The following is a 6,884-nucleotide window of genomic DNA, read 5'->3' on the forward strand; positions in this document are numbered from 1 at the left end:
CGATTGGCTCCGCATATGCCAAGGGGCGACCGAGAATATCGGCCGCCCCCGGTCGACCGGGGTCCGAACGTGACGCTGCGTCAGGCGAGACCCGGGAAGAAAATCTTGATCTCGCGCTCCGCGGACTCCTCGGAGTCCGAGGCGTGGACGAGGTTCTCCCGGACGATGGTGCCGAAGTCGCCCCGGATGGTCCCGGCGGCCGCCTGGATCGGGTCGGTCGGGCCGGCCAGCGCGCGCACGCCCTCGATGACCCGCTCGCCCTCGACGACCAGCGCCACGATCGGGCCGGAGGCCATGAACTCCATCAGCGGCTCGTAGAACGGCCGGCCCACGTGCTCGGCGTAGTGCTGCTCCAGCGTGTCGCGGCCGAGGGTACGCAGCTCCAGCGCGGTGATGGACCAGTTCGCCTTGCGCTCGATCCGGCCGATGATCTCGCCGACCAGGCCCCGCTTGACCGCGTCGGGCTTGAGGAGGACGAGGGTGCGCTGGGTCATGGTGCGGACTCCTGTAGAGGGGAGGGCCCTGTGTAGGGCAGAAGGGTGGTGGCCCCGAGGCTACAGGGGTGAGCAGCCCGCCCCGAAACCGGCACGGACTTCACCCCGCGCACGACGCGCCCCGAAGGGGCGCGGGGAACTGCGCGCTCAGCCACAGACGTCCCGCAGCCGAAAAACACACCGCCCAGTCCCCACCGGCTCCCCTAGGACCCCATCGCCGCGAACCGCGCCTTCGCCTCGTCGATCTTCCGGCCGAAGTGCACCGAGGCCCACCACAGACCACCGAAGACCGCCCCCAGGAAGAACATGGTCGGCACCACGAAACCGCTCAGCACCAGGGCGCCCTGGAGTGCCCAGCCCACCTGGACCGCGCCCGGTCGGGTCAGCACCCCGCACAGCAGCAGGCACAGCAGCATGGCTATCCCGCTGACCGTCCACACGGTGCCGGTGGACAGGTCCGAGGTGTTCATGGCGACCAGCCCGGCGAAGCCGATCACCATGAACTCACCGATCAGCGTGCTCGCGCACAGTGTCCGCATCTCAGCCTCTCCCCAGCAGCAGCCGTGCCTCGCCGACCGTGATGACCGAACCGGTGACCAGGACGCCGGCCCCGGCGAACTCGCCCTCTTCCTCGGCCAGGGTGATCGCCGCCTCCAGCGCGTCGTCCAACCGGGGCTCCACCTGGACCCGCTCGGCTCCGAACACCTCGACCGCGACCTGCGCCAGGGCGTCCGCGTCCATCGCCCGCTGGCTGGAGTTCTGCGTGATCACCACCTCGGCGAAGATCGGCTCGAACGCCTCCAGAAGGCCGCGTACGTCCTTGTCGTCGCTGGCCCCGACCACTCCGATCAGCCGGCTGAAGCCGAAGGCCTCACCGATCGCCGCGGCCGTCGCCTGGGCGCCCGCCGGGTTGTGCGCCGCGTCCAGCACCACGGTGGGGCTGCGGCGCACCACCTCAAGCCGACCCGGCGAGGTGACCTGCGCGAAGGCGCGGCGGACGGTGTCGAGGTCCAGGGTGCGGGCGTGCTGGGAGCCGATCCCGAAGAACGCCTCCACCGCCGCCAGCGCCACCGCCGCGTTGTGCGCCTGGTGGGCGCCGTACAGCGGGAGGAAGACCTCCGGGTACTCGCCGCCCAGACCGCGCAGCGTCAGCAGCTGCCCACCGACCGCCATCTCCCGGCCCAGCACCCCGAACTCCAGGCCCTCCCGGGCAACCGTGGCGTCCACCTCGACCGCCTTGCGGAGCAGCACCGAGGCGGCGTCCACCGGCTGCTGGGCGAGCACCACGGTGGCGTCCTTCTTGATGATCCCGCCCTTCTCGGCGGCGATCTGCTCCGGGGTCTCGCCGAGCCGGTCGGTGTGGTCCAGCGCTATCGGGGTGACCACCGCGACGCCGGCGTCGATCACATTGGTGGCGTCCCAGGTGCCGCCCATGCCGACCTCAACCACCGCGATGTCCACCGGCGCGTCCGCGAAGGCCGCGTACGCCATGGCGGTCAGCACCTCGAAGAAGGACAGCCGGTGCTCCTGCTGGGCGTCCACCATCTCGACGTACGGCTTGATGTCCTGGTACGTCTCGATGAACCGCTCGGCGGAGATCGGCGCCCCGTCGAGGCTGATCCGCTCGGTCACCGACTGCACATGCGGGCTGGTGTAGCGGCCGGTGCGCAGGTCGAAGGCGCCCAGCAGCGACTCGATCATGCGGGCGGTGCTGGTCTTGCCGTTGGTCCCGGTGATGTGGATCGAGGGGTAGGCGCGCTGCGGGGAGCCGAGGATGTCCATCAGCGCCTCGATGCGCTGCACCGAGGGGTCCAGCTTGGTCTCGCCCCAGCGGCCGGCCAGCTCCGTCTCGACCTCGCGCAGCGCGCGGTCCACCTCCGGATCCTCCGGTCGGGCGGGCACCTGGTCGCCCTGCGGCGGCCCGGCCTGGGCGCGCAGGGTGCGGCTGCCGGCCTCGATCACCGCCAGGTCGGGGTCGCGAACTGTCTCGGCGTCGACGATGTCGTCGAACTCGTCGGGCGTGTCCGAAGGGTCGGGCTCGTGCTGTGGGGGCTCACTCACGGGCCCAAGTCTACGAGGCGGGTGCGACACATCGGGCGAGGACAGACATCGCCGCCCCGGACCGTGACGGTCCGGGGCGGCGATGGGGCGGTCGCGGGGCCGGTCAGCCCTGCGGCAGGGCGGCCAACTGCGCCGAAATCCGCTCGATGTCGGACTCGGCCGCCGCCTTCCGGGTGCGGATCTTCTCCACCACGTGGTCCGGCGCCTTGGCCAGGAACGCCTCGTTGGTGAGCTTGGCGGAGGTCTGGGCGACCTCCTTCTCCGCCGCCGTCAGATCCTTGGTCAGCCGCTTGCGCTCGGCCGCCACGTCGATCGCGCCGGACAGGTCCAGCTCCACCGTGGCGCCCACCACCGGCAGCGCGGCGGTGGCGGTGAAGCCGTCCCCGGCGGGCTGCAGGCGCAGCAGCGAGCGGATGGCGTCCTCGTGCGGCGGCAGCGCGGTGCCGGCCAGGTCGAGCCGGGCCGGGACCTTCTGGCCGGGCTGCAGGCCCTGGTCGGAGCGGAACCGGCGGACCTCGGTCACCAGCTGCTGAACGGTGCCGATCTCCTGCTCGGCGGCCTGGTCGCGGAAGCCGCTGTCGGTGGGCCACTCGGCGATCACCACGGATTCCCGGCCGGTGAGCGCGGTCCACAGCTTCTCGGTGACGAAGGGCATCACCGGGTGGAGCAGCCGCAGGGTGGTGTCCAGCACCTCGCCGAGGACCCGGCGGGAGGCCTCGGCCCCGGCGCCGCCCTTGGCGAAGGTGGTCTTGGACAGCTCGACGTACCAGTCGAAGACCTCGTCCCAGGCGAAGTGGAACAGCGCGTCGGAGAGCTTGGCGAACTGGTAGTCCTCGTAGTACGCGTCCACCTCGGCGACGACCGAGTTCAGCCGGGAGAGGATCCACCGGTCGGCGGCCGACAGCCGCTCGGCCGGCGGCAGCTCGCCCTCCACCGTGGCGCCGTTCATCAGGGCGAAGCGGGTGGCGTTCCAGATCTTGTTGGCGAAGTTGCGGGAGCCCTGCACCCAGTCCTCGCCGATCGGCACGTCCACGCCCGGGTTGGCGCCGCGGGCCAGGGTGAAGCGGACCGCGTCGGAGCCGTAGGCGTCCATCCAGTCCAGCGGGTTGACCGCGTTCCCGAAGGACTTGGACATCTTCTTGCCGAACTGGTCACGGACCATGCCGTGCAGCACCACGGTGTGGAACGGCGGGGTGCCGTCCATCGCGTAGATGCCGAACATCATCATCCGGACGACCCAGAAGAACAGGATGTCGTAGCCGGTGACCAGGATCGAGTTCGGGTAGAACCGCTCGACGCTCTCGGTCCGCTCCGGCCAGCCCAGGGTGGAGAACGGCCACAGGCCGGAGGAGAACCAGGTGTCCAGGACGTCCGTCTCCTGGTGCCAGCCCTCGCCCGAGGGCGGCTCCTCGTCCGGTCCGACGCAGACCATCTCGCCGTCCGGCCCGTACCAGACCGGGATGCGGTGGCCCCACCACAGCTGGCGGGAGATGCACCAGTCGTGGAGGTTGTCCACCCAGTCGAAGTAGCGCTTCGACATCTCCTCCGGGTGGATCTTCACCTGCCCGTCGCGGACCGCGTCGCCGGCGGCCTTGGCCAGCGGGCCGGTCTTGACCCACCACTGCATGGACAGCCGGGGCTCGATGGTGGTCTTGCAGCGCGAGCAGTGCCCCACCGAGTGGGTGTACGGGCGCTTCTCGGCGACGATCCGGCCCTCGGCGCGCAGCGCGGCCACGATGGCGCTGCGCGCCTCCAGCCGGTCCTGGCCCAGGAACGGGCCGTGCGCGGTGATCACCGCGTGCTCGTCCAGCACGGTGATGCTGGGCAGGTCGTGCCGCTGGCCGATCTCGAAGTCGTTGGGGTCGTGGGCCGGGGTGACCTTGACCGCGCCGGTGCCGAACTCCGGGTCGACGTGTTCGTCGGCGACGATCGGGATGCGGCGGCCGGTCAGCGGCAGCTCGATCTCGGTGCCGACCAGGTGGCGGTACCGCTCGTCCTCCGGGTGCACGGCCACCGCGGTGTCACCGAGCATGGTCTCGGCGCGGGTGGTCGCCACCACGATCGAGTCGTCGCCCTCGCCGTAGCGGATGGAGACCAGCTCGCCGTCGTCGTCCTGGTACTCCACCTCGATGTCGGAGATGGCGGTCAGGCAGCGCGGGCACCAGTTGATGATCCGCTCGGCCCGGTAGATCAGCTCGTCGTCGTAGAGCCTCTTGAAGATCGTCTGGACGGCCTGGGACAGGCCCTCGTCCATGGTGAAGCGCTCGCGGGACCAGGCGACACCGTCACCGAGACGGCGCATCTGGCCGGAGATCTGCCCGCCGGACTCGGCCTTCCACTGCCACACCCGCTCGACGAACGCCTCCCGGCCCAGGTCGTGGCGGGACTTGCCCTCCTTGGCCAGCTCGCGCTCCACGACGTTCTGGGTGGCGATGCCGGCGTGGTCCATGCCCGGCTGCCACAGCGTCTCGAAGCCCTGCATCCGCTTCCGCCGGGTGACGGCGTCGATCAGGGTGTGCTCGAAGGCGTGGCCCAGGTGCAGCGAGCCGGTGACGTTGGGCGGAGGGATGACGACGGTGAAGGGGTCCTTGGGGCTCTTCGCGTCCGCCTCGAAGTAACCGCGCGCTACCCAGCTCTCGTACAGCTGCCCCTCTACCTCGGCCGGTGCGTACTGGGTCGGCAGTTCGGGGGTGCTGTTCGGCCCGCTCGCGGGGCTCTGCTGAGTGTTATCGGTCACGGCGGCCAGTCTACGGGCCCGCGCCACTCCGTTACGAACCCGTTGCCGCCCCGGGCGGAACCGAGCCGGTGACGTCGGGAAGGATGTTGAACAACTGTCGCGCGCAACGAGGACGCACCGAAGGAAGGCCAGATGAGCTACTCCCAGCCGCCACCGCAACCCGGCTCCCCCGGAGCCCAGCCGGGTCCGTATGGCGCGGGACAGCAGCCGCCGGTGCCCAACCCCTACGCCCAGCCGCCCGGTTACGGATACCCCCAGCAGCCCGGTGCCGCTGCGCCAGGTGGTTACGGTCAGCCCCAGCATTCCCCGCAGCCGGGGCCCTACACCCCGCCGCAGCAGCCGGGTGGTTTCGGCCAGCCCGGCTACCCGCAGCAGGGCGGGTACCAGCCGGGCTATCCGGCACCCGGCGGATACGGACAGCCCACCTCGTACGGGCAGCAGCAGCCCGCGGCACGGCCGGGCGGCGGGCGGGGCAAGAAGATCGGCATGGTGGTGGGCGCGCTGGCCGGTGTGGCCTCGGTGGCCACCGCGGTGGTGCTGTTCTTCGGCTCCGACGGCTCCGGCCGCTACAAGCTCACCACGCCCAAGACGGTCGCCGACAGCTACCACCGGCAGGGCAAGGGCTCCGGCGACCAGGACCTGTCGAAGTCCGGCGACGAGCGGCTGCGCAAGGTGGACGTGGTGGACAAGCCGCACCTGGTGACGGCGGACTACGAGGCCTCGGCGCACGAACGGATGAAGTTCACCGGAGTGTGGGGCGAGGTCAAGGACCCGCGGCAGGGCGCCAAGCTCGCCCTCGCGGTCATCGTCAAGTCGCTCGAGGACGACGGCAGCGCCCAGGCCGAGGGGCCGGCCCAGGACTTCTCCCCCGAGGGCTTCGACGGGGACGTACTCAAGTGCCAGGCCATGAAGTTCACCTCGGAACGGGGATCCATGAGCGCGCCCGCATGCGTCTGGGGCGATAAGAGCACCCTCGGCGTCACGGTGATGGTCGACCCGGCCTCGGAGGTCCTGGGCGAAGGCATGTCGCTCCAGGACGCCGCGGAGCTGACCGCCAAGGTGCGCCGCGACGCGCGTGTCGAGATCGACGGATAGCAGCAGGCGACAAAGCAAGGACTGACATGAGCTTCCCTCAGCCTGGCCCCTACGGTCAGCAGCCGCAGCCCGGTCCCTACGGCCAGCCGCAGCAACCCGGCCCGTACGGTCCGCCGCAGCAGCCTGGCCCCTACGGCCAGGGCGGCGCCCCCGGCCAGCCCGGTTACGGCTACCCCCAGCCGAGCCAGCCCGGCCAGCCGAACCCGTACGCCCAGCCCACCCAGCCCGGCCAACCCGGCCCGTATGGCGCGCCGCAGCAGCCGGGGCCGTACGGCCAGCCGCCGCAGCCGCCCCAGCCGCCGAGCGGCGGCATGAGCAAGAACACGAAGATAGCCCTGGCCATCGGCGCGGTCGTGGTGGTCGGCGCGATCGTCGGCGGCATCGTGGTGGCCGTCGGCGGGGACTCCGACAAGAACGACAAGGCGGGGCCGGCACCCACCGGCTCGGCGAGCCCGGGCACCGACGGGCCGAGCAGCGCCCCGCCCACCACCCAGCCC

5 protein-coding genes and 1 pseudogene are annotated in these 6,884 nt (G+C 71.2%); 2 read left to right on the top strand and 4 right to left on the bottom strand.

What is annotated here, in order from left to right; translation table 11 throughout:
- Nucleotides 1-80 precede the first annotated feature (80 nt).
- The 4 genes from ndk to E4099_RS05690 all read right to left on the bottom strand — a co-directional run bounded on the left by ndk (nt 81) and on the right by E4099_RS05690 (nt 5,292).
- Complete coding sequence (gene ndk, locus E4099_RS05675; protein ID WP_135337830.1) at nt 81-494, bottom strand: nucleoside-diphosphate kinase; 414 nt, start codon at nt 492-494, stop codon at nt 81-83.
- Nucleotides 495-697: 203 nt separating this feature from the next.
- The gene (locus E4099_RS05680; protein ID WP_135337831.1) at nt 698-1,033 is read right to left on the bottom strand and encodes a DUF4233 domain-containing protein; all 336 of its coding nucleotides are present in this window, start codon (nt 1,031-1,033) and stop codon (nt 698-700) included.
- Between the two features lies 1 nt (nt 1,034).
- Nucleotides 1,035-2,555 carry a bifunctional tetrahydrofolate synthase/dihydrofolate synthase gene (folC, locus tag E4099_RS05685; RefSeq protein ID WP_135337832.1) on the bottom strand — a complete coding sequence of 507 codons (1,521 nt, stop codon included), beginning with the start codon at nt 2,553-2,555 and terminating at the stop codon, nt 1,035-1,037.
- Between the two features lie 103 nt (nt 2,556-2,658).
- Nucleotides 2,659-5,292, bottom strand: a complete 2,634-nt coding sequence (locus E4099_RS05690) for a valine--tRNA ligase (RefSeq protein ID WP_135337833.1) — start codon at nt 5,290-5,292, stop codon at nt 2,659-2,661.
- A gap of 132 nt (nt 5,293-5,424) precedes the next feature.
- Here E4099_RS05690 and E4099_RS34795 point away from each other — a divergent pair, with 132 nt between their 5' ends.
- Nucleotides 5,425-6,387, top strand: a complete 963-nt coding sequence (locus tag E4099_RS34795; RefSeq protein ID WP_135337834.1) for a hypothetical protein — start codon at nt 5,425-5,427, stop codon at nt 6,385-6,387.
- Between the two features lie 26 nt (nt 6,388-6,413).
- Nucleotides 6,414-6,884, top strand: a pseudogene (locus E4099_RS33975) (hypothetical protein); the annotation flags it as partial.

This window comes from Streptomyces palmae, assembly GCF_004684805.1.
GTDB classification, from domain to species: Bacteria; Actinomycetota; Actinomycetes; order Streptomycetales; family Streptomycetaceae; genus Streptomyces; species Streptomyces palmae.